Here is a 17,931-nt window from a genome sequence, read left to right on the forward strand (position 1 = left end):
TAGCCTCCATTGTCGGTGGAACCCGGCGCCGATGTGTCACGGAAAATTTAACTCCGCGTGAGGATTCGTTGATCGCCGCGGGCGCAGCATGGCCGCATCGTTCCTGCCTGGAGACCGGCCATGTCCCTTACCCGTCGCAGGTTGCTGGGCATCGGCGGCACGCTGGCCGCGGCCGGACTGTCCGGCATTGGCGCCTGCAGCCGCGCCGCCCCGGCGCCCCCGGCCAGCCGGGGCACCTTCGAGGTCATGCGCAGCGACACGCAATGGCGGCGGCAGCTGACCCCGGCACAGTACGCGGTGCTGCGCGGGCAGGGCACCGAGCGCGCCTTCAGCAGCCCGCTCGACGGCGAGCACCGGCGCGGCACCTTCCATTGCGCCGGCTGCGCGCTGGCGCTGTTCTCCTCGGCCACCAAGTTCGACAGCGGCACCGGCTGGCCGAGCTTCTGGGCGCCGCTGCACGGCGCGGTCGGCGAGGACCGCGACACCACCTTCGGCATGCTGCGGGTGGAGGTGCATTGCCGACGCTGCGGCGGCCATCTGGGCCACGTGTTCGACGACGGTCCGCGCCCGACCGGGCTGCGCTACTGCATGAACGGCGTGGCCATGGACTTCATCGCGGCCTGAGCCCCCCTTCGACTACACAAAGGACTTTCCATGCTGCTGCTCCTGCTGGCCTATCTCGGCGGTGTGCTCACGATCCTCAGCCCCTGCATCCTGCCGGTGCTGCCGTTCGTGTTCGCGCGCTCGGACCGCCCGTTCCTGCGCAGCGGACTGCCGCTGCTGGCCGGCATGGCCCTGATGTTCGTGGTGGTGGCCAGCCTGGCGGCGGTCGGCAGCCAATGGGTGGCGCAGGCCAACCAGCTGGGGCGCTGGATCGCGCTGGCGATGATGGCGGTTTTCGCGCTGGCCCTGCTGTGGCCCGCGCTCGCCAACCGGCTGCTGTCGCCGCTGCAGCGGCTGGGTGGGCGGTTGGACGCTTCGGCGGGCGAAGGCAGCGGCGTCGGCAGTTCGCTGCTGATCGGTATCGCCACGGGGTTGCTGTGGGCACCCTGCGCCGGCCCGATCCTTGGCCTGATCCTCACCGGCGCGGCGCTGCAGGGCGCGAACATCGGCACCAGCGGCCTGCTGTTGGCCTACGCGCTGGGGGCGGCGACGTCGCTGGCGCTGGCGGTGTGGATTGGCGGCCGCATGTTCGCCGCGTTGAAGCGGCACCTGGGGGCGGGCGAATGGATCCGGCGCGGGCTGGGCGCGGCCGCGTTGCTGGCGGTGGCCGCGATCGCGATGGGCTGGGACACCGGCGTGCTGACCCGGCTGTCTACCGTAAGCACCGCGCGCCTGGAGCAGGGGTTGCTCGACGCGCTGCCCGCGCCCGCGCCGGCGGCGGGCGGTCCGATGATGATGATGGCGACCGATGCCGCGCGGCCGGCACTGCCGGTCGAGGGCACGCTGCCGTCGCTGGCAGGCGCCACCGGCTGGCTCAACAGTCCGCCGCTGGACGCGCAGGGCCTGCGCGGCAAGGTGGTGCTGGTGGATTTCTGGACCTATTCCTGCATCAACTGCCTGCGCGCGCTGCCGCACGTGCGCGGGTGGTACGAGCGCTATCGCGACCATGGGCTGGTGGTGATCGGCGTGCATGCGCCGGAGTTCGCGTTCGAGCGCGACGTGCGCAACGTGCAGCGGGCGGTGGAGAGCCTGGGCGTCGCTTGGCCGGTCGCGCTCGACAACGATTTCGCCATCTGGCGCGGGTTCGACAACCGTTACTGGCCCGCGCACTACTTCGTCGACGCGCAGGGGCGCATCCGCGCCCATCACTTCGGCGAAGGCGAATACGGGCAATCCGAAAGGATCATCCGCCAGCTGCTGCGCGAGGCGGGCAACACCTTGCTCGGTGATGCCGCGCCGGTGAAAACGGTCGCTGCCGTGGGCGATGGCGTGCAGCGCGAGGCGGACATGGCCAACCTGCGGTCGCCGGAAACCTACATCGGCCATGCGCGCGCGGAGAACTTCGCTTCGCCGGGCGGGCTGCGCGCAGGCACTGTGTTCGACTACACCGTGCCGGCCACGCTGCGGCTCAACCAATGGGCGCTGGGCGGACGCTGGACCGTCGGCGACGAGGATGCGCGGCTGGAGCAGGCGGACGGCCGCATCGCATTCCGCTTCCATGCGCGCGACCTGCATCTGGTGATGGCGCCGCAGGCGGCCGGCAGGCCGGTGCGTTTCCGGGTGCGCATCGACGGCCATGCGCCCGCTGCGATGGCCGGCGGCGATGTGGATGCCGATGGCCAGGGACAGGTGGACGGCAACCGCTTGTACCAGCTGATCCGCCAGGGCGGCGATGTGAAGGAACGCAGCTTCGAGATCGAGTTCCTCGATCCGGGCGTGCGCGCCTACGCCTTTACCTTCGGTTGACCCACGGAGGCCGGCGATGAAGCCCGCGATGGAAAAACTGGTTGCCGGCGGCATTGCCTTCCTCGTCGCCGTCCTGCTGGTGTCGGGTGTGCTCAGCCTCGATCGCCCGGTGCTCGCGGCGTCGGCGGTGGTGGATGTTCCCGCGCCGGTCGGCATCGCCGATCTGCGCCAGCCTGGCGTGAGGCATGCCCGCGTGGTGTTCGCCGGCGGCTGCTTCTGGGGCGTGCAGGGCGTGTTCCAGCACGTGAAGGGCGTGGAGAGCGCGGTGTCCGGCTACATCGGCGGCAGCGCGGTCGATGCCGGCTATGCGCGCGTCGGTACGGGCAGGACCGGCCACGCCGAAGCGGTGCAGGTGACCTACGACCCGGCGCAGGTCGGCTACGCGCAGCTGCTGCAGGTGTTCTTCTCGGTGGTGCACGACCCCACGCAGCTGGACCGGCAGGGACCGGACCGTGGCAGCCAATACCGGTCGGCGGTCTATGCCGACGACGCGGCGCAGCGTGCGGCGACGCTGGCCTACATCGACCAGCTGCAGCGCAGTGGCGTGTTCGCCGCGCCGGTGGTGACGCGGGTCGATGGCGGCAGGCGTTTCTACGCGGCCGAGGACTACCACCAGAACTATCTCGCCCTGCATCCGGATGCGCCGTACATCCGCATCAACGACCTGCCGAAGGTGCAGGCGCTGAAGCGGCTCTATCCCGCGCTCTACCGTGAGCGGCCACGGCTGGTGGCGACGTTGTCGGTGCGCTGACGCACGCCCCGAAACGCGACGGGCCGCCGGCCTGCGACCAGCGGCCCGGGGGGCCGTGCGGCGATGCGCGCTTATTCCAGGCCTTCGGCCTTCAGCGCGGCCTGCACCGCCGGATCGGCCAGCATGCGCTGCTCGAAGCGGCCCAGCGCGTCCATGCCGGCCAGGTCGATCTTCAGGCCGCGCGCCCAGCGCAGGGTCACATAGGTGTAGGCATCGGCGATGGTCGGACGCGGCGTGCCGCCCAGCCATTCCACCTGCGCCAGGCGGTCGTCCAGGCGCTGGTACAGGCCCTTCAGCTTGTCGCGCGAGTTCTGCTGGGTGCGGGCGATGACGGTCTCGTCTTCCAGGTACTTGGTCGAGCCGAAGATCGGGTAATACAGCGGGTGCAGGTCGGCGTTGACGAAGGACAGCCAGCGGTTCACCTCGGCGCGGGTGCGCGGGTCGCTGCCGCCGTCCAGGCCGGCGGCCGGCGCTTTGTCGCAGATGTAGTGCAGGATGGCCGCGTTCTGGGTCAGCACCCAGCCGCCGTCTTCCAGCACCGGCACCGCGCCGGCAGGGTTCATGGCCATGTATTCGGGCGACTTCATGGTCGCGTAATCCACGATCTGCGCCTCGAAAGGCAGGCCGGACCAGATCAGCGCGATGTGGTCGGCCAGGGAGCAGGCGCCGGGCTTGGTGTAGAGCTTCATCGGGTACCTCGGGGGTGGAATGACCCCCCATTATCGTCCCGGGCGCGTCGGTCGGTGTGACCGGCGCGCGATGGCGCCGCCGCCTCAGGAGGCGCGCGGCTTGAGCGACTGCACCTTGTAGAAGGTATGCCCGCCGATGGTCGCGACCTGGTAGGCATTGCGCCAGCTCGGGCTGGCGATGGCGTGCGCGGCGAAGTGGCTGGCGCCGGGCACGATCTCCTTGCGCTGGCCGGCCGGCAGCGCCCAGTTGCGCTCGGCGGCGAAGGCCACGTCCACCGCCTCTGCCCAGGCGTCGTTGTTGCGCAGCCGGGTATCCGGTGCCACTAGGGTGGGGGCGAACTGCTTGCGCGCGGTCACCACCTGGCACATCGAATCGCCCCACAGCCCGCTGTCGAGGCGGCGCAGCGCGACTTCGGCCACGGCCTGCTGGCCGCGGAGGGTCTGGTCGCGGGCTTCCAGATAGACGGTGGTACTCAGGCACAGCGAATCGGCGGCCGGCTGCGGCAACAACTGCGACAGCCAGAGAATCCAGGCCAGTTTCATAGGTCTCCTTGCTCCGTGTGGGCCGCAGCCTGCCTGTTCCTCCACGCGGGCAGGGAACCGGACGACTGGGCTTGGCGTCATGGGGAGGCGGCCATGGCATCGGGGCCGCCCCGTGGGCAGCCCTTGATCGATGATCGTGGGGGCCGCGCCGTGCTCACCGGAACTGGGGGGTGAGCGGAAAGTCGGCGCAAGGTAGGGGGGCGATCCGAAACACATCCTGAATGCGCATTCTTGACATTCAGCTTCGTTGCATCCTCCGGAATCGCCATCGGAGCACCGGTCGAGCCTTCCGTACCCGGCGCAAGATGTGGTTTCCATCACGAAAACAGGGCTGGCTGCGGGGTGCAGGTCCGCCTGCGGAAGGAAGGCGCGCGGCTGAATGATGGCTGCACAGGCATGCGGTCGGCGCCGGCCGATGTCCGTTTCCGCTCGCTCCCCTGCGCTGCGACCGGGCCGGCAGGGACCGGCTCCGGTAGGGAGCCGGGAGACGATGCTAGAGCGCGGTGGCCACGCGGCTGCCCTGGTCGATCGCGCGCTTGGCGTCCAGTTCGGCGGCCACGTCGGCACCGCCGATGACATGGGCGCTGATGCCGGCCGCCGCCAGCGCATCGGCCAGCGCGCGCATCGGCTCCTGCCCGGCGCAGACCACCACGGTGCCGACGTCCAGCAGCTGCTCGGTGCCCTCGACGCGGATGCGCAGGCCGCGGTCGTCCACCCCGAGGTATTCCACGCCGCCCAGCATCTGCACGCCCTTGGCCTTGAGCGTGGCGCGGTGGATCCAGCCGGTGGTCTTGCCGAGGCGGGCGCCGGGCTTGCCGGGGCTGCGCTGCAGCAGCCATACCTTGCGCGCCGGCGCCTCCGGTTGCGGTCGCGCCAGCGCGCCGCGGCTTTCGAAGCTGGCGTCCACGCCCCACTCGGCCATCCAGCGCGCCGGGTCCAGCGACGGCGAGGGGCCTTCCTGCACCAGGAATTCGCCGACGTCGAAGCCGATGCCGCCAGCGCCGATGATGGCCACCCTGTCCGCGGCCTGGACGCGGCCCTGCAGCACGTCCAGGTAGCTGACCACCATCGGGTGGTCGGCGCCGGGGAAGTCCACCCTGCGCGGCGAGATGCCGGTGGCCACCACGACCTCGTCGAAGCCGGCCAGCATCGGCGCGTCCACCCGGGTGCCCAGGCGCACGTCCACGCCGGTATCGGCCAGGCGATGGCGGAAGTAGCGCAGGGTCTCGTGGAACTCCTCCTTGCCGGGGATGCGTTTGGCCACGTTGAACTGGCCGCCGATCTCCCCGGCCGCGTCGAACAGGGTGACGGCGTGGCCGCGCTCGGCCGCGACCGTGGCGCAGGCCAGGCCGGCCGGGCCTGCGCCGACCACCGCCACGCGCTTGGCGGCGGCGGTGGGGCGATAGACCAGTTCGGTCTCGTGCGCGGCGCGCGGATTGACCAGGCAGGTGGCGCGCTTGTTGACGAAGACGTGGTCCAGGCAGGCCTGGTTGCAGGCGATGCAGGTATTGATGGTCTCGGGTTTCCCGGCGCGGGCCTTGGCCGGCCACTGCGGGTCGGCCAGCAGCGGCCGCGCCAGCGAGACCATGTCGGCCTGGCCGTCGGCCAGCACCCGTTCGGCCACGTCGGGCATGTTGATGCGGTTGACCGCGATCACCGGCACGTTCACGTGCGGGCGCAGCTTGGCGGTGACGCCGGCGAAGGCCGCGCGCGGCACCGAGGTGGCGATGGTCGGCACGCGCGCCTCGTGCCAGCCGATGCCGGAATTGATCAGGGTCGCGCCGGCGGCCTCGATCGCGCGGGCCTGCCGCAGGATTTCCTCCCAGTTGCTGCCGTCCTCCACCAGGTCCAGCAGCGAGAGCCGGTAGACGATGATGAAGTCCGGGCCGCAGGCCTCGCGGATGCGGCGCACGATCTCCACCGCGAAACGCATGCGCCTGTCGGCATCGCCGCCCCAGTCATCGCTGCGCTTGTTGGTGCGCGGGGCGACGAACTCGTTGATCAGATAGCCTTCCGAACCCATCACCTCGACGCCGTCGTAGCCGGCCTCGCGCGCCAGCCGGGCGGCGCGGGCGTAACTGGCGATCTGGCGCTCGACGCCGCGCGCCGACAACGCGCGCGGCGTGAACGGGTTGATCGGCGCCTTCAGCTTCGACGGCGCCACCTGCAAGGGGTGGTAGGCGTAGCGTCCGGCGTGCAGCAGCTGCAGGCAGATGTGGGCGCCATGGCCGTGCACGGCGGCGGTGACCTGCCGGTGCCGGCCCACTTCCCACGGCCAGGACAGCTTGCTGCCGAACGGCGCCAGCCAGCCGGCGATGTTGGGCGAGAAGCCGCCGGTGACCAGCAGCGCGGCGCCGCCAGCGGCGCGTTCGCCGAAGTAGGCGGCCAGCTTGGGAAAGTCGCGGGCGTGGTCTTCGAGCCCGGTGTGCATCGAGCCCATCAGGATGCGGTTGCGGAGCCGGGTGAAGCCCAGGTCCAGCGGCGCGAACAGATGGGGATAGGCGGTGTCGGTGGCTGGCGTCATGATGGATACGCTTGCGTACGGATCAGGCCAGCGTGCCGCGAAACCCTGCCTGCGGCAAGTGGCTCAGTCGGCCGACGGGGCCGCGGCGGGCGGCGTCGCCGGGCCGCGGCGGTCGAACAGGGGCAGGGTGATCCCGCACAGCGGCCCGATCAGCAGCGCGAACGCCAGCGTGCCCAGCCCGACGTTGCCGCCCAGCGCCCAACCCACCGCCAGCGCCGCCGCTTCGATCAGCGTGCGTACCTTCCATATCGCCCAGCCGCTGCGCGCGTGCAGGCCGGTCATCAGCCCGTCGCGCGGTCCCGGTCCCAGGCGCGCGCCGATATAGAGGCCCGTGGCGATGGCCAGCAGCACCAGCCCCGCCAGGAACAGCAGCACCTGCCACGCCAGTCCCTGCGCCGCCGGCACGAGATGCAGCCCGAGCTGGGCGCTGGGGCCTATCAGCAGGACGTTGAGTACCGTGCCCAGCCCCGGCCGCTGCCGCAGCGGCCACCACATCAGCAGCACGGCGATGCCCACCAGGTTGGTGACCAGGCCGAACGCCAGTCCGCTGCGCAGCGAGATGCCCTGCGACAGCACGTCCCAGGGTGCGATGCCGATGCCGGCGCGGATCATCAGCGCCGAGGCGATGCCGAACAGGAAAAGGCCCAGCAGCAGCTGCAGCAGGCGCGGGAATGATGGAAACGAGGGCATCGGCATGGGCAGGGAAGGAGGGAAGTGGCAGGCACGCCGGGTGCCTGCGGTGGGATTCGCCAGGTATCTGCGCGCCTCAGTCCCAGCCCTCGAGCGCCAGCTTGCCGGTGGCGCTGCCCGCTTCCAGCAGCCGGTGCGCCTCGCGCAGGTTGGCGGCGTTGATCGCGCCCATGCGCCGGGTCAGCGTGGAACGCAGTTCCCCGGCGTCGATCAGGCTGGCGGCGCGTGTGAGGATGCGGTGCTGTTCGATCATGTCGGCGGTGCGGAAACGCGCCCGCGCGAACATGAATTCCCAGTGGATGCCGATGCACTTGGCCTTGTACGGATCGCCGATGCGCAGGTCGCCGGCCGGTTCCACGATCAGGCCGACATGCCCCTGCGGGGCCAGCAGTTCGCCCAGCGGCTGCCAGTAGCGGTCGGTGTCGGCCAGGTTGAGCGCGGCGTCCACCTGGGCGATACCGAGCGCGTGCAGCTGCGGCGCCAGCGGCTGGCGGTGATCGATGACGTGCTCGGCGCCCAGTTGCCGGCACCACGCCCGGGTTTCCTTGCGCGAGGCGGTCGCCACCACGGTGAACCCCGCATGGCGGCCCAGCTGGATCGCCATCGACCCCACGCCGCCCGCACCGCCGATGACCAGCAGGACCCGGCCGGCGTTGCGCCGCCCGTCCAGCTGGTAGGGCATGCGCTGGAACAGCAGTTCCCACGCCGTGAGCGTGGTCAGCGGCAGCGCCGCGGCCTCGGCGAAATCCAGCGTCGCCGGCTTGCGGCCGACCAGCCGTTCGTCCACCAGCTGCAGCTGGGCATCGCAGCCGGGGCGGGTGACGTCGCCGGCGTAATAGACCTCGTCGCCGACTTCGAAGGCGGTCACCTCCGGACCGGTCGCCAGCACGACACCCGCCGCGTCGAACCCCAGCACGCGGTGCGGGATTTCCTCGCCCGTGCCCGAACGGCGCAGTTTCGTATCCACCGGGTTGACCGAGACGGCCTGCACGCCCACCAGCAGGTCCTGTCCCTGCGGCGCGGCGGGCGGTGGAAGTTCGACGTCTTCCAGGGCGCGGGGGTCCTCGATGGGCAGGTAACGGCTCAGGCCGACAGCTTTCATGGAAAAGTTCCGTTCGGTGAGGAGGCGACGCCATGATACGCAGGCGCCGTTCAGGTGAAGACGACATGGGGCGCCGCCGCGGTCCCTCGCGTGCTGGATTTCCCGGGCGACGTGGAATGGCCCGAAACGCCCGCCCCGCTTGGCTATTGCGTGTTTTTACCAAGCTGTATAGGGTGGCGCTTCACCGGCCGACCAAGGTCCGGGGCTGCGTCATTTGTTATATAGCCGTTAACGTCGTCTTCACGGCCCAGCGCATAATGTGCACCGCGTTGGCGTGCGGAAACGGCCATCTTTCGGACGCGACGAACGAAATCGCTGTGCTGGACCATGCCATTACCGGTTTCATACCCCCGAAACAAGGAGTTGTATTCATGAACAAGAAGATCCTTACCGCCGCGCTGCTGGGTGGTCTGGCGTTTGCCCAGGCTGCGTCGGCGCAGGAATTCGATGATCGCTGGTACCTGACCGGTTCGACCGGCTTCAACTTCCAGGACAAGGACCGTGGCACCAACGACGCTCCGTTCGCCTCCCTGGGCCTGGGCAAGTTCATCAGCCCGAACTGGTCGCTGGACGGCGAGCTGAACTACCAGAACCCGAACTTCGACAAGAACAAGGATCTGAACTGGTCGCAGTACGGCGTGTCGCTCGACCTGCGTCGCCACTTCATCCAGGAAGGCCGTGGCTGGAACCCGTACCTGCTGTTCGGCCTGGGTTACCAGAAGGCCGAGGAAGAGTACGTCGTCAACTCGCTGAACTCGCCGATTGACCGCAAGGACGGCAACCTGGCCGCCAAGGTCGGCGCCGGTCTGCAGACCACCTTCGACAAGCGCGTCGCCGTGCGTGCCGAAATCGCCTACCGCGCCGATTTCGACGACCAGAGCGTGAACCCGCGCCTGGCTGGCAAGGACAACGACTGGTTCGGCGACGTGCTGGCTTCGGTCGGCGTCGTGATCCCGCTGGGCCCGGCCCCGGTTGCCGCCGTTGCCCCGCCGCCGCCGGCTCCGGTCGCGCCGAGCTGCGCCGACCTGGACGACGACGGTGACGGCGTCAACAACTGCGACGACAAGTGCCCGAACTCGCAGGCTGGCCAGATCGTCGGTCCGGACGGCTGCCCGGTTCCGGTTTCGATCGACCTGAAGGGCGTGAACTTCGACTTCGACAAGTCGACGCTGCGTCCGGATGCCGTCGCGATCCTGAGCGAGGCCAGCGAGATCCTGAAGCGTTACCCGGAACTGCGCGTTGAAGTCGCCGGTCACACCGACTCGAAGGGTACCGACGCCTACAACCAGAAGCTGTCCGAGCGTCGCGCCAAGGCTGTGTACGACTACCTGACCACCAACGGTGTCGCCGCGTCGCGCCTGCAGGGTCCGATCGGCTACGGCGAGAGCCGTCCGATTGCCCCGAACACCAACCCGGATGGTTCGGACAATCCGGAAGGTCGCGCCAAGAACCGTCGCACCGAGCTGAACGTCCAGAACTGATCGGACGTATCGGTTGATTCGAACAAGGCCCGGCGAAAGCCGGGCCTTGTTTTTTTGTTCTGCGCCGGAAAGCGCGGCGCTTGCGCCGATCATGGATCGGCTGCCCGTCGCGGATGCGGCGAAGCGCGCTTTGCGCGAACCCTGCCGCGAAGGTTGAAAGCCCTGCGGGGCATGCCTACACTCGCCGCGTTCCCCGCTCGAATGGAAATACCGATGCTGCGTATCGCACTGGCCGGCGCCATGGCCCTGGTTTTCGTCCCCGCCGCCCACGCAGCCGTCGATTGCTCGGCCAGCACCGTCGTGCCGCCGCCGCTGCCGGCCACGGTGATCGAGCCGGTCGCCGAAGAGCTGTATGCCCGCCAGGGGCAGCTGGGCATGCCGTCGGGCGTGCTGACCTCGAACTCCAGCGACGAACAGTCGCTCGACCGCGTGCTGATGCGCCTGCGCGTGGAAAGCTGCAACAACGTCGCCAGCGCGATGCCGGCGCGTCCGGCGATCAACCCCAACGATCCGGCGGCCTACAAGCCGCAGACGCAGTACGACAACACGCCGTGGCGCTTCGACATGAGCCAGAACGGCAAGCGCATGACCGCCGACGAGTTCGACGCCTGGATGAAGGCGCGCGGCGTGCGCGTGGTCAAGGCGGCGGCGCCGGCCGAAGGTGCGGCCGAAGCCAAGCCGGCGGCCGAGGTCAAGTAAGCGGCACGCAGCGTCCAGGGCCTCTCCATGCCGCGCAGGCCCGATCCGGATGCCCGCCCCGCCAGACAGGGCGGGCATCGCGTTTCGTCCCCGGCAAGCCGTGCCAAGAAGGCCGCGACAGCCGACCCGGCGCCGCGCCATGGCCTGGCGCGCGTGCTGTCCAAGGCGGGCGTGTGCTCGCGCACCGAAGCCGCGCGCCGCGTGCTGGCCGGCAGGGTCGGCGTGGATGGCCGTGTGGTGCGGGATCCTGAATTCCCCGTCGTCCCGACGCGGCAGCGCGTCACGATGGATGGCCAGCCCATCGTGGCGGCGCAGCGCCTGTATGTGGCGTTGAACAAGCCGCGCGGCCTGGTCACCACCGTCCGCGACGAGCAGGGCAGGGACACTGTCTACCGTTGCTTCGACGGTGCCGGCCTGCCATGGCTGGCGCCGGTCGGCCGCCTGGACAAGGCCAGCGAAGGGCTGCTGTTCTTCAGCAACGACCCGGAATGGGCGGCGCGGCTGACCGACCCGGCGACCGGGCCGTTGAAGACCTATCGCGTGCAGATCGATGGCGTGCCCGATGCGGCGCAGCTGGCGCGCATGCATGACGGGATCGACGATGCCGGCGAACGCCTGGCCGCGCATTCGGTTGCCGTCCTGCGCCAGGGCGGGCGCACCGCGTGGCTGGAGATCGTGCTGGACGAGGGGCGCAACCGGCACATCCGGCGGTTGCTGGAGGTGCTGGGTTTCGAGGTGCTGCGGTTGATGCGGGTAGCGATCGGGCCGGTGCAGCTGGGCGAGCTGGCCAAGGGGCAGTGGCGCGTGCTGGAAGCGCAGGAGCTGGAAGCGCTGGCCGCCCATTCAGCCGAATCGCGCGCCGATTCATGAAATTTCTCCATGAAATTCATGTGTATAGCTTGATTTTCTCAAGTACATGATTAGGCTGTAGGCCTGTTCCCAGCGAGGTCGAGCGGCCATGCCAGCTTTCATCCGCACTGCGGTTTTTTTATCGGGCGCGGCGGCAGCCGCGGTCCTGGCCGGTTGCGCGTCGTCCGGCAAGCCGGTGGCCGCGGCCATCGAGGACAAGCCGGTCACGGTGACGGTGGAGGCGCCGATGGCGGAGAAGGACGCGCTGGGCAACTACCGCTTCCTGATGCAGCAGGAAGGAAAGAACATGAGCGCCGACCAGTTCGACGCGTGGATGAAGGCCAACGGCATCCGCGTGGCGCGCGGCAATACGCCCGATGGCGCCGCCGCGGCGCCGGCCGCCAAGAACTAGCCTTCGTAGCTGCGGGCCTTCGTGGCCCTGCACGGAAGATGCGATGTCCGCTGGATCCACTTCCTCTGGCCGGATACGGAACAGGCGCCCTCAGGCGCCTGTTGCCGTTTGTACGATTGAGCGGGATCAGCCCTTGATGACACCCAGTTCCCGGCCGATGCGGGTGAAGGCGTCGATAGCGCGGTCCAGGTGGTCGCGGCTGTGCGCCGCGCTCATCTGGGTGCGGATGCGCGCCTGTCCCTTCGGCACCACCGGGAAGAAGAATCCGATCGCGTAGATGCCTTCCTCGAGCAGGCGCTGCGCGAACTTCTGCGCGAGCGGGGCGTCGTACAGCATCACCGGGCTGATCGGATGCACGCCCGGCTTCACGTCGAACCCGGCGGCGGTCATTTTCTGGCGGAAATAGGCGGTGTTCTCGGCCAGCTTTTCGCGCAGGTCGCCGGCCTTGTCGAGCATGTCGAAGGCCTTGATGCCGGCGGCGACCACGTGCGGCGGCAGCGAGTTGGAGAACAGGTACGGGCGCGAACGCTGGCGCAGCAGCTCGATCACTTCGGCGCTGGCGCAGGTGAAGCCGCCCAGCGCGCCGCCCATGGCCTTGCCGAGGGTGCCGGTGATGATGTCGATGCGGTCCAGCACGCCCTTGACCTCGGCCGAGCCGCGGCCGGTGGCGCCGAGGAAGCCGGTGGCGTGGCATTCGTCGATGTGCACCAGCGCGCCGTACTTCTTCGCCAGCGCGGTGATCTCGTCCAGCGGGGCGATGAAGCCGTCCATCGAGAACACGCCGTCGGTGGTGATCAGCTTGGTCCTGCAGCCGGCGGCATCGGCGGCCTGCAGCTGCGCTTCTAGGTCGGCCATGTCGCAGTTGGCGTAGCGGAAACGCTTGGCCTTGCACAGGCGCACGCCGTCGATGATCGAGGCATGGTTGAGCGCGTCGGAGATGATCGCGTCGTTCTCGCCCAGCAGCGGCTCGAACAGGCCGCCATTGGCGTCGAAGCAGGCGGCGTAGAGGATGGTGTCGTCCTTGCCGAAGAAGGCGGCGATCTGCGCTTCCAGCTGCTTGTGCAGGTCTTGGGTGCCGCAGATGAAGCGCACCGAGGCCATGCCGAAACCGTGGCTGTCCAGCGCGTCCTTGGCGGCCTGGATCAGGTCCGGGTGGTCGGCCAGGCCCAGGTAGTTGTTGGCGCAGAAGTTCAGCACGCTGCGGCCGTCGTCCAGGGTGATCTCGGCCGACTGCGGGCTGGTGATGATGCGTTCGGACTTGAACAACCCCTGCGCGCGGATGGCGTCCAGTTCCTCGGCGTAATGCCGGGTGAGCGGGGAAGTGTTCGCGTTGGCGGTCATGGCGGGGGCTTGCGATGGAAGGAGTGCCGATTCTAGCGGCCGGGCGGCATCGCCGCCGGTTTCATGGGGAATGGCTATAAGCGCCACGGCCGAAGTCATTTCTCCGCCCGCGTGTGCGCCCGCAGCATCGACGCTCCCACCCACGCCTTCGCAAGGAACCTTCGATGACCGCGCTCCCCCTCCCGTCCACCGCGCCGACCAGGAAGCTGTTGTCCCTCAGCCTGGCCGTGGCGCTGTGCGGAGCGGCGGCATCGGCGTGGGCGCAGGCGCCTACCGTGGAACAGCTGCAGCAGCGCCTGGAGCGGCTGGAGCGCCTGGCCGGCGTATCTGGCGGCGCACCCGCCGACGGTGCCGGCCTGGCCGACCTGGACCAGCGCCTGCGCATCCTCGAACGCCGCCTGGAGCTGCAGGAAGAAGAACGCGTGGCCACCGCCAAGGCCGCGCCGAGGGTTGCGGTCGACCACAAGGGCGCCGCCTTCACTTCCGGCGACGGCAATTACGAACTGAGGCTGCGCGGCCTGCTGCAGGGTGATGCGCGGGTGTTCCTCGGCAACAGCAGCCAGAACGACACCTTCCTGCTGCGCACCGCGCGGCCGACGCTGGAGGGATCGCTGGGCCGGCTGCTGGCCTACCGTTTCACCCCGGAGTTCGCCGGCGACAGCGCCAGCATCGTCGATGCCTATGCCGACCTGCGCTTCGACCCGGCGTACACCGTGCGCGTGGGCAGGTTCACCTCGCCGGTCGGGCTGGAGCGCCTGCAGTCCTCTTCCGCGCTGGTCGATGTCGAACGCGCGCTGGCCAGCGAACTGGCCCCCAACCGCGACCTGGGCGTGCAGTTGCAGGGCGAAGTCGCCAAGGGAAAATTCAGCTACGCGCTGGGCGTGTTCAATGGCGCGGTAGATGGCCGCGACGCGGCCACCGGCAATCCGGACGACGATGTCGAGTTCGCCGGTCGCGTGTTCTTCGAACCCTTGAAGGGCACGGGCAGCGCCTGGGCGGGGCTGGGATTCGGCCTGGGCGCGAGCTCGGGCGAGAAGCACGGCGCCGGCAGCAGTTTCCTGCCGCGCTACCGCACGCCGGGGCAGGCGACCTTCTTCAGCTACCGCGGCACGGTGCTGGCCGACGGCAGCCATCGCCGCTGGTCGCCGCAGGGCTGGTTCTACCGCGACGGATTCGGCCTGCAGGGCGAGTACATCGTGTCGCGGCAGGAGGTGGCGCGCGACGGCCGCCGCGCGGCGCTGCAACACCGCGCTTGGCAGGCCACCGCCAGCTACGTGCTCAGCGGCGAGGACGCGGGCTACCGCGGGGTGACGCCGTCCCGGCCGTTCGGCAGCAACGGCGGCCTGGGCGCGTTCGAGCTGACGGCACGCTACGGCGTGCTGGACATCGACGACGACGCATTCCCGTTCTATGCCGATCCGGCCGCTTCCGCCTCGCGCGTGCGCGCCTGGACGCTCGGCGCGAACTGGTACCTGACGGCCAACCTCAGGCTGGCGACCAACTACCTGCACAGCCGCTTCGATGCCGCGTCCGGCGGCGCCGCCCTGCCTGCCGAGAAAGCCGTGTTCTCGCGCCTGCAGGTTTCCTTCTGACGGAGCATCCCCCATGACCCAGACCTTCCGTTCCCGCGCCGGCCTGGCTTCGCTGGCCTTCCTGCTGACCCTGCTCTCCGGCGGCGCGTTCGCCCGCGACGTGCAGCTGCTCAACGTGTCCTACGATCCCACCCGCGAGCTGTACCGCGATTTCAACGCCGCCTTCGCCCGCCACTGGAAGGAAACCCGCGGCGACACCGTCGCCGTGGAGACCTCGCACGGCGGTTCCGGCAAGCAGGCGCGCGCGGTGATCGACGGCATCCAGGCCGACGTGGTCACGCTGGCGCTGGCCTACGACGTGGACGCGATCGCGCAGAAGGCCAGGCTGCTGCCGGCCGACTGGGAATCGCGCCTGCCCGACAACAGCGCGCCGTATACCTCGACCATCGTGTTCCTGGTGCGCAAGGGCAACCCCAAGGGCATCCGCGACTGGCCGGACCTGCTGCGCGCCGGCGTGTCGGTGGTGACGCCCAACCCGAAGACCTCCGGCGGCGCGCGCTGGAACTACCTCGCCGCCTGGGCCTATGCCGAGCACATCTTCAAGGGTGACCGCGAGCGCATCCTCACCTACATGCGCGCGCTGTTCCGCAACGTGCCGGTGCTGGATACCGGCGCGCGCGGCGCCACCACCACCTTCGTCCAGCGCGGCATCGGCGACGTGCTGCTGGCCTGGGAGAACGAGGCCTTCCTGGCGCAGGAGGAACTGGGCCTGGACAAGTTCGAGATCGTGGTGCCGCGGCTGTCGATCCTGGCCGAGCCCTCGGTGGCGCTGATCGACCGCAACGTCGACCGCCACGGCACCCGCGAGGTGGCGCAGGCCTACCTGCAGTACCTGTATTCGGCCGAGGGCCAGCGCATCGCTGCGCGCCACTACTACCGCCCACGCCATCCCGAACTGGCTGCGCCGGCCGACGTGGCGCGCTTCCCGCAGGTGCGGCTGGTGACCATCCGCGAGGCGTTCGGCTCGTGGCAGAAGGCGCAGGCCGAGCACTTCGCCGACGGCGGCGTGTTCGACCAGATCCAGGCGAGCAAATAGGTGGCCGCAGGCATGCAAGCGTTGCCGCAGGCGCGGCGCCGGCGCCGGGTACTGCCCGGCTTCGGCGTCGGCATGGGCATCACCGTGTTCTGGCTGGGGCTGATCGTGCTGATCCCGCTGGCCGGCGTGTTCCTGCGCGCGGCCGGGCTGGGCGTGGACGGCATCTGGCGCATATGGAGCGAGCCGCGCGTGCTGTCGGCGCTGCGGCTGAGCTTCGGCACCGCCTTCGCCGCGGCAACGTTCAATACGCTGATGGGCACCTGGGTGGCCTGGGTGTTCGTGCGCTACCGCTTCCCGGGCCGGCGCCTGTTCGATGCGATGATCGACCTGCCGTTCGCCCTGCCCACCGCGGTGGCCGGCATCGCGCTCACCGCGCTGTACGGCGGGCAGGGCTGGGTCGGGCGCTGGCTTGAGCCGCTGGGCCTGAAGGTCGCCTACACGCCGGTAGGCATCGTGGTCGCGCTGGTGTTCGTCGGCCTGCCGTTCGTGGTGCGCATCGTGCAGCCGGTACTGGCCGAAGCCGAGCGCGAACTGGAGGAAGCGGCCGCGACGCTGGGCGCCAGCCGCTGGCAGACCATCGCGCGCGTGGTCGTGCCCACGTTGTGGCCGGCGATGCTGACCGGTTTCGCGCTGGCGTTCGCGCGTGGGGTGGGCGAGTACGGCTCGGTGATCTTCATCGCCGGCAACCTGCCGTTCGCCACCGAGATCGCGCCGCTGCTGATCACCATCCGCCTGGACGAGTTCGACTACGCCGGCGCCACCGCCATCGCCGCGGCGATGCTGCTGCTGTCCTTCCTGGTGCTGCTGCTGGTCAACAGCCTGCAGGCGCGGCTGCAACGCAGGGGCGCGCGATGAACGAGATGGTATCCGGGCTGCCGGCGGCGATCGCCGCGGCGGATGGCCGCCGCGCCGCACCGCGCGTGGCCAGCGTGACCACCGAGCCGCGCTGGGTGCGGGTGCTGCTGATCCTCGGCGCGCTGGGCTTCCTGCTCTCGTTCCTGCTGCTGCCGCTGCTGCTGGTGTTCGTCGAGGCGCTGCGCGGCGGCGCGCAGGCGTTCTGGAGCGCGGTGAGCGACTCGGACGCGCTGGCGGCGGTGCGCCTGACCCTGCTGGTCACCGCCATCGTGATCCCGCTCAACCTGGTGTTCGGCATCGCCGCGGCGTGGGTGGTGAGCAAGCACCGCTTCCCCGGCAAACGCTGGCTGGTGACCCTGATCGACCTGCCGTTCTCGGTGTCGCCGGTGGTGGCCGGGCTGGTGTTCATCCTGCTGTTCGGCCGTGACGGCTGGCTGTGGCCGCTGATCGAGGAAGGCGTGCGCCTGCACCTGCCGGTGATCGGCGAGGTGCTGCTGCAGCTGCCGCGCATCGTGTTTGCGATCCCTGGCATCGTGCTGGCCACCACCTTCGTCACCTTCCCGTTCATCGCCCGCGAACTGATGCCGCTGATGGAGCAGCAGGGCAGCGACGAGGAGCTGGCGGCGCTGACCCTGGGCGCCAATGCTTGGCAGATGTTCTGGAAGGTGACCCTGCCCAACATCCGCTGGGGCCTGCTGTACGGCGTGCTGCTGTGCAGTGCGCGGGCGATGGGCGAGTTCGGCGCGGTGTCGGTGGTGTCCGGGCATATCCGCGGGCGCACCAACACGCTGCCGCTGCACGTAGAGATCCTCTACAACGAGCCCTCCGCGCATACCTGGAGCGCCGCGTTCGCCTGCGCCTCGCTGCTGGCCGGCACCGCGCTGCTGACGCTGGTGCTGAAGACTTTCCTGGAATGGCGGCATGGCCAGTCGCTGGCCGCCGCACACCACCGTTGAGG

Annotated in this window: 17 protein-coding genes; 11 read left to right on the plus strand and 6 right to left on the minus strand. The window is 69.7% G+C overall.

The annotated features are described in order from the left end of the window. Positions 1 to 120 precede the first annotated feature (120 nt). From msrB to msrA, 3 genes are read left to right on the plus strand one after another with little or no spacing between them, the layout of a single operon-like run. On the plus strand, positions 121 to 624 hold the full coding sequence (gene msrB / locus CQ393_RS05295; protein WP_153190557.1) for a peptide-methionine (R)-S-oxide reductase MsrB: 504 nt from the start codon (positions 121 to 123) through the stop codon (positions 622 to 624). Between the two features lie 30 nt (positions 625 to 654). After that, positions 655 to 2,409: a cytochrome c biogenesis protein CcdA gene (locus CQ393_RS05300; protein ID WP_153190558.1), complete on the plus strand. Its 1,755-nt coding sequence runs from the start codon at positions 655 to 657 to the stop codon at positions 2,407 to 2,409. A gap of 16 nt (positions 2,410 to 2,425) precedes the next feature. Continuing rightward, positions 2,426 to 3,160, plus strand: a complete 735-nt coding sequence (msrA, locus tag CQ393_RS05305; protein ID WP_153190559.1) for a peptide-methionine (S)-S-oxide reductase MsrA — start codon at positions 2,426 to 2,428, stop codon at positions 3,158 to 3,160. A 71-nt stretch (positions 3,161 to 3,231) separates the two neighbouring features. On the opposite strand, the gene CQ393_RS05310 is transcribed toward msrA, so the two are convergent. The 5 genes from CQ393_RS05310 to CQ393_RS05330 form a co-directional block, all read right to left on the minus strand. Further along, positions 3,232 to 3,849, minus strand: coding sequence for a glutathione S-transferase N-terminal domain-containing protein (locus CQ393_RS05310; RefSeq protein ID WP_153190560.1), 618 nt, complete (start codon positions 3,847 to 3,849; stop codon positions 3,232 to 3,234). A gap of 84 nt (positions 3,850 to 3,933) precedes the next feature. Further along, the gene (locus CQ393_RS05315) at positions 3,934 to 4,392 is read right to left on the minus strand and encodes a cell wall hydrolase (RefSeq protein WP_153190561.1); all 459 of its coding nucleotides are present in this window, start codon (positions 4,390 to 4,392) and stop codon (positions 3,934 to 3,936) included. A gap of 493 nt (positions 4,393 to 4,885) precedes the next feature. Then, positions 4,886 to 6,916 (minus strand): NADPH-dependent 2,4-dienoyl-CoA reductase, encoded by a 2,031-nt coding sequence (locus CQ393_RS05320; RefSeq protein ID WP_153190562.1) that lies wholly within the window; start codon positions 6,914 to 6,916, stop codon positions 4,886 to 4,888. A gap of 63 nt (positions 6,917 to 6,979) precedes the next feature. After that, positions 6,980 to 7,606 (minus strand): hypothetical protein, encoded by a 627-nt coding sequence (locus tag CQ393_RS05325; protein ID WP_153190563.1) that lies wholly within the window; start codon positions 7,604 to 7,606, stop codon positions 6,980 to 6,982. Between the two features lie 76 nt (positions 7,607 to 7,682). Further along, positions 7,683 to 8,708: a zinc-binding alcohol dehydrogenase family protein gene (locus CQ393_RS05330; RefSeq protein ID WP_153190564.1), complete on the minus strand. Its 1,026-nt coding sequence runs from the start codon at positions 8,706 to 8,708 to the stop codon at positions 7,683 to 7,685. Between the two features lie 371 nt (positions 8,709 to 9,079). On the opposite strand from CQ393_RS05330, the gene CQ393_RS05335 reads away from it, so the two are divergent. The 4 genes from CQ393_RS05335 to CQ393_RS05350 all read left to right on the plus strand — a co-directional run bounded on the left by CQ393_RS05335 (position 9,080) and on the right by CQ393_RS05350 (position 12,149). Continuing rightward, on the plus strand, positions 9,080 to 10,189 hold the full coding sequence (locus tag CQ393_RS05335) for an OmpA family protein (protein WP_153190565.1): 1,110 nt from the start codon (positions 9,080 to 9,082) through the stop codon (positions 10,187 to 10,189). 213 nt (positions 10,190 to 10,402) lie between these two features. Further along, positions 10,403 to 10,888, plus strand: coding sequence for a hypothetical protein (locus CQ393_RS05340; RefSeq protein ID WP_153190566.1), 486 nt, complete (start codon positions 10,403 to 10,405; stop codon positions 10,886 to 10,888). Positions 10,889 to 10,915: 27 nt separating this feature from the next. After that, entirely contained in the window at positions 10,916 to 11,758 is an 843-nt protein-coding gene (locus CQ393_RS05345) for a pseudouridine synthase (protein WP_153190567.1), read from the plus strand. Positions 11,759 to 11,846: 88 nt separating this feature from the next. Then, complete coding sequence (locus CQ393_RS05350; RefSeq protein WP_153190568.1) at positions 11,847 to 12,149, plus strand: hypothetical protein; 303 nt, start codon at positions 11,847 to 11,849, stop codon at positions 12,147 to 12,149. A gap of 126 nt (positions 12,150 to 12,275) precedes the next feature. Here the strand turns inward: CQ393_RS05350 and kbl are convergent, their stop codons facing one another. Next, a complete protein-coding gene (kbl, locus tag CQ393_RS05355; protein WP_153190569.1) occupies positions 12,276 to 13,490 on the minus strand; it encodes a glycine C-acetyltransferase in 1,215 nt (404 codons plus the stop codon). Positions 13,491 to 13,654: 164 nt separating this feature from the next. Here kbl and CQ393_RS05360 point away from each other — a divergent pair, with 164 nt between their 5' ends. Genes CQ393_RS05360 through cysW form a run of 4 tightly spaced genes read left to right on the plus strand, consistent with a single transcriptional unit; the run spans position 13,655 to position 17,929 of the window. Further along, a complete protein-coding gene (locus CQ393_RS05360) occupies positions 13,655 to 15,082 on the plus strand; it encodes a porin (protein ID WP_153190570.1) in 1,428 nt (475 codons plus the stop codon). Positions 15,083 to 15,095: 13 nt separating this feature from the next. Then, positions 15,096 to 16,118 (plus strand): sulfate ABC transporter substrate-binding protein, encoded by a 1,023-nt coding sequence (locus CQ393_RS05365; protein WP_153190571.1) that lies wholly within the window; start codon positions 15,096 to 15,098, stop codon positions 16,116 to 16,118. 12 nt (positions 16,119 to 16,130) lie between these two features. Continuing rightward, a complete protein-coding gene (gene cysT / locus CQ393_RS05370) occupies positions 16,131 to 16,973 on the plus strand; it encodes a sulfate ABC transporter permease subunit CysT (protein WP_153190572.1) in 843 nt (280 codons plus the stop codon). Beyond that, positions 16,970 to 17,929: a sulfate ABC transporter permease subunit CysW gene (gene cysW / locus CQ393_RS05375; protein WP_153190573.1), complete on the plus strand. Its 960-nt coding sequence runs from the start codon at positions 16,970 to 16,972 to the stop codon at positions 17,927 to 17,929. Before cysT ends, cysW begins: the two co-directional genes overlap by 4 nt. The last annotated feature ends 2 nt before the right edge of the window (positions 17,930 to 17,931 follow it).

The sequence above is a fragment of the Stenotrophomonas sp. MYb238 genome (assembly GCF_009496535.1).
Taxonomy (GTDB): Bacteria; Pseudomonadota; Gammaproteobacteria; order Xanthomonadales; family Xanthomonadaceae; genus Stenotrophomonas.

Bases quoted from the DNA above. Each gene is read 5' to 3' on its own strand.
- CQ393_RS05365 (WP_153190571.1), top strand. From the start codon at position 15,096: ATGACCCAGACCTTCCGTTCCCGCGCCGGCCTGGCTTCGCTGGCCTTC.
- CQ393_RS05345 (WP_153190567.1), top strand. From the start codon at position 10,916: ATGCCGCGCAGGCCCGATCCGGATGCCCGCCCCGCCAGACAGGGCGGG.
- msrB (WP_153190557.1), top strand. From the start codon at position 121: ATGTCCCTTACCCGTCGCAGGTTGCTGGGCATCGGCGGCACGCTGGCC.
- cysT (WP_153190572.1), top strand. From the start codon at position 16,131: ATGCAAGCGTTGCCGCAGGCGCGGCGCCGGCGCCGGGTACTGCCCGGC.
- CQ393_RS05300 (WP_153190558.1), top strand. From the start codon at position 655: ATGCTGCTGCTCCTGCTGGCCTATCTCGGCGGTGTGCTCACGATCCTC.
- CQ393_RS05325 (WP_153190563.1), bottom strand. From the start codon at position 7,606: ATGCCCTCGTTTCCATCATTCCCGCGCCTGCTGCAGCTGCTGCTGGGC.
- CQ393_RS05330 (WP_153190564.1), bottom strand. From the start codon at position 8,708: ATGAAAGCTGTCGGCCTGAGCCGTTACCTGCCCATCGAGGACCCCCGC.
- CQ393_RS05320 (WP_153190562.1), bottom strand. From the start codon at position 6,916: ATGACGCCAGCCACCGACACCGCCTATCCCCATCTGTTCGCGCCGCTG.
- msrA (WP_153190559.1), top strand. From the start codon at position 2,426: ATGAAGCCCGCGATGGAAAAACTGGTTGCCGGCGGCATTGCCTTCCTC.
- cysW (WP_153190573.1), top strand. From the start codon at position 16,970: ATGAACGAGATGGTATCCGGGCTGCCGGCGGCGATCGCCGCGGCGGAT.
- CQ393_RS05360 (WP_153190570.1), top strand. From the start codon at position 13,655: ATGACCGCGCTCCCCCTCCCGTCCACCGCGCCGACCAGGAAGCTGTTG.
- CQ393_RS05340 (WP_153190566.1), top strand. From the start codon at position 10,403: ATGCTGCGTATCGCACTGGCCGGCGCCATGGCCCTGGTTTTCGTCCCC.
- CQ393_RS05335 (WP_153190565.1), top strand. From the start codon at position 9,080: ATGAACAAGAAGATCCTTACCGCCGCGCTGCTGGGTGGTCTGGCGTTT.
- CQ393_RS05350 (WP_153190568.1), top strand. From the start codon at position 11,847: ATGCCAGCTTTCATCCGCACTGCGGTTTTTTTATCGGGCGCGGCGGCA.
- CQ393_RS05310 (WP_153190560.1), bottom strand. From the start codon at position 3,849: ATGAAGCTCTACACCAAGCCCGGCGCCTGCTCCCTGGCCGACCACATC.
- CQ393_RS05315 (WP_153190561.1), bottom strand. From the start codon at position 4,392: ATGAAACTGGCCTGGATTCTCTGGCTGTCGCAGTTGTTGCCGCAGCCG.
- kbl (WP_153190569.1), bottom strand. From the start codon at position 13,490: ATGACCGCCAACGCGAACACTTCCCCGCTCACCCGGCATTACGCCGAG.